General features: G+C 38.9%; 4 protein-coding genes, 1 other RNA gene and 2 pseudogenes. 1 reads left to right on the top strand and 6 read right to left on the bottom strand.

Annotated elements, in window-relative coordinates:
• From Q1553_RS04525 to folD, 3 genes and pseudogenes are all read right to left on the bottom strand, one after another.
• A pseudogene (locus Q1553_RS04525) lies at positions 1 to 143 on the bottom strand (site-2 protease family protein); the annotation flags it as partial.
• A 20-nt stretch (positions 144 to 163) separates the two neighbouring features.
• A complete protein-coding gene (gene lepB / locus Q1553_RS04530) occupies positions 164 to 997 on the bottom strand; it encodes a signal peptidase I (RefSeq protein ID WP_115552037.1) in 834 nt (277 codons plus the stop codon).
• A gap of 12 nt (positions 998 to 1009) precedes the next feature.
• Positions 1010 to 1858, bottom strand: coding sequence for a bifunctional methylenetetrahydrofolate dehydrogenase/methenyltetrahydrofolate cyclohydrolase FolD (gene folD / locus Q1553_RS04535; RefSeq protein ID WP_115552038.1), 849 nt, complete (start codon positions 1856 to 1858; stop codon positions 1010 to 1012).
• A gap of 72 nt (positions 1859 to 1930) precedes the next feature.
• Here folD and Q1553_RS04540 point away from each other — a divergent pair, with 72 nt between their 5' ends.
• Positions 1931 to 2290 (top strand): c-type cytochrome, encoded by a 360-nt coding sequence (locus tag Q1553_RS04540; RefSeq protein WP_297571874.1) that lies wholly within the window; start codon positions 1931 to 1933, stop codon positions 2288 to 2290.
• On the opposite strand, the gene Q1553_RS04545 is transcribed toward Q1553_RS04540, so the two are convergent.
• The 3 genes and pseudogenes from Q1553_RS04545 to Q1553_RS04555 all read right to left on the bottom strand — a co-directional run.
• A complete protein-coding gene (locus Q1553_RS04545; protein ID WP_281270119.1) occupies positions 2287 to 2415 on the bottom strand; it encodes a hypothetical protein in 129 nt (42 codons plus the stop codon). The two genes, Q1553_RS04540 and Q1553_RS04545, sit on opposite strands and share 4 nt — an antisense overlap.
• A gap of 117 nt (positions 2416 to 2532) precedes the next feature.
• Positions 2533 to 2630: signal recognition particle sRNA small type (ffs, locus tag Q1553_RS04550), an RNA gene on the bottom strand.
• A 100-nt stretch (positions 2631 to 2730) separates the two neighbouring features.
• Positions 2731 to 2939 (bottom strand): annotated as a pseudogene (locus Q1553_RS04555) (NAD-dependent epimerase); the annotation flags it as partial.

The raw sequence follows: 2939 nt of genomic DNA on the forward strand, positions 1-2939 counted from the left end.
ATTTTCAACCTTCCCGCGTCTTGTGCGGTTGTATCGCCAAATTTGAGCGCAACAAAGCCGTGCATAATCTCGTGTCCGATAATTGCGACAAGCAGGGCTATAATCATTATAGGAATCTTAAAGCTAAGCGGTAAATCAAACATTATAGACTTTCCTTTGTATCTTACATTTCAGCATTTTGCGATTCTATGGTTTTGGAATTTTGTATTTGTTTTTCTAGGGATTCTATGCTTCTGCCAATGCGTTCCCAACGAATCTTAAAGTTATCGTCCCAGCTAAAATAAACAAACCAAGGCTTGCCAATCACATATTTATAGCTCACCGCGCCCCAAAAACGCGAATCATTAGAATTGTTGCGATTATCTCCCATCATAAAGAATTCCTCTTCTTGCACTCGTGCAAAAAACGCAAGCTCGCCATTGGACAACTGCACTCTTTCCATACCAAGCGACTCGCCTTGTTGGGATAGAATCTCTAATTGAGTAAAGGCATCAGGAAACACATCTAAGTATTGCACGCCAGAATGTGTAGCTAAATAAGGGTCATAGTAAAAGGTTTTGCCTCTAAACTGCAAAGTTTGTGCCGCCTCGTCTTGATAAATAGAATCGCTACCGAAATGCACCCAAAGCCCTTTTTGTGTATAAAGCACCTCATCGCCACCTACAGCAACATTGCGCTTGACATAATGGATTTTGGGAGAATGGGGGTAACGAAAGATGACAATATCTCCACGTTTGGGACGCTCTCCCTCAAACAAGTGTCCATTACCCCTGAAATCGGGCAAAACTTTTAATTCAATCCACGGAATCGTGGGTGTTGGGATTCCATACGCAAACTTTTTGACAAACAAATTATCACCAATCAACATCGTATTTAGCATACTTCCGCTTGGAATCACAAAGGCTTGCGCAACAAAAAAGATAATGCCTAGCACAATAATAATCGTCCCCACCCAGCTATTGACAAACGCATAAAGTTTGATAAAGATTTTTTTCATTTCCTTTTTCCTCTAATGGTTTGCGCGAAGTTTTGCTGATTTTAAAGTGTTTTGAAGCAAAGAAGCAATCGTCATTGGTCCCACTCCGCCGGGCACAGGCGTGATGAATTCACACAAAGGTGCGACATTTTCAAAATCCACATCACCCACAATTTGCCCGCTCGGTAGCTTTGAGATTCCAATATCTACGACGATTGCACCTTGTTTTACCATTTCTTTGGTAATCAAATTTGGCTTGCCCACTGCAACACACAAAATATCTGCATTCTTTGTGTGTGCAATCAAATCTTGCGTGTAAATATGGCAAAGAGTTATCGTCGCATTTTCGTTTAAAAATAACGCTCCTAGTGGCTTGCCGACGATATTACTTGCGCCAACAATCACGACATTTTTGCCTTGAATTTCTATCTTATAATGCTTCAAAAGGCTCAAAACACCCATAGGTGTGGCAGGAACAAAGCCCGCAAGATTCGCAAAAATGCGCCCCATATTAAAAGGGTGGAATCCATCTACATCTTTGTGTGGGGCAATTGCTTCTAGCACCGCGGTTGTATCAATATGCTTAGGCAAAGGCAGCTGCACTAAGATTCCGTCAATATTAGGGTTAGCGTTTAGCATTGTAATGGTTTGCAATAAAGAATCTTGTGCAATGTTTTCGGGCATTTCGTGTGTAATAGAATAGATTCCTGTGCGCTTACACGCTTTAGCTTTCATATTCACATAGCTTTGTGAAGCAGGGTCATTCCCCACCAAAATAACAGCTAAACCGGGAGTAATTCCCTTTTGGCTTAAAACACCCACTTCGGATTTAATTTCTGTTTCAATTTGTTGCGCAAGAGCTTTTCCATCTAAAATTTGCATTCATAATCGCCTTTAAAAAATAATTTTGTTATTATAATCAAAAAAAATTTCTAAAAGTTTAAGGCAACATTCGTGCAAAAAGTATTTAAAACTTTTTTGATTATCCTTAGCAGCTTTGGATTCCTTGCAAATGCGGAAGAAAGTTTTATTACGACTTTGGAATATGGCAAAATGCTTTATACCAACCCACGCGGAATCGGTTGCGTAGAATGTCATGGACGCTTTGGCGAGGGGCAACAAATCGCAAACTATATCCATAAACGCAAAGGCAAAACCCTGCAAGGTCCGCGTATCAACAATCTAAGCTTCAGAGAATTTGAAAACGCACTGCAAAAAACTAAAAAGGTAATGCCCAAATATTATTTAACCTCCAACGAAATTGAAGCAATCTACAAATACTTAGAATCCATTGAAAAACCGCAAGAACATTAACTTTTATAGCAAGATTCCGCTACTACATTCTTTGGAGTCGTTTTTATCCTTTGAAAAATCTTAAGGAATCGTGATTTTTGTCCTTGCAAAGCCTCATTAGACGACGAAGCAACATAACTTTGCATTATTTTCAGTTTGCCATTCCGTCATTGCAAAACTTGATTTATCAAGTCGTGGCAATCCATAATCTTGTATAAAATAGTAGGAATTATAAAAGAATAAAAAGATTTGGTAGATAAAACCTTCCTTAAGATACTTGCGGCACTTAAATGCTTAAAAGGCTCTGCTGTGTTCCCACCCTGAAGCATTATTCCAAGCACTTATCGCACAAGTCTCAAGAAAGGCGAATGGGATTATATTAGGTTTTTGCCAAAATTCAACTTAAGACTTGATTTTATATCCAACAATGCAAATAGAATCTTACCTTTAGGATTCTGCTTTCAAACGCATACTTTAAAAAATTCTTTATACCATTGGATAAAATTCTTGATTCCCTCTTGTATGCTTGTGTTGGGTTTATAATCTAAATCCTTTACTAAATCCTCTACATTTGCGTAAGTTGCCGGCACATCACCGGGCTGGAGTGGAAGCATATTTTTCTTTGCTACGACTCCAAGCTCTTTTTCAATGGCTTCAATGAAATCCATTA

This window comes from Helicobacter sp. UBA3407, from assembly GCF_949747025.1.
Lineage (GTDB): Bacteria > Campylobacterota > Campylobacteria > Campylobacterales > Helicobacteraceae > Helicobacter_D > Helicobacter_D ganmani.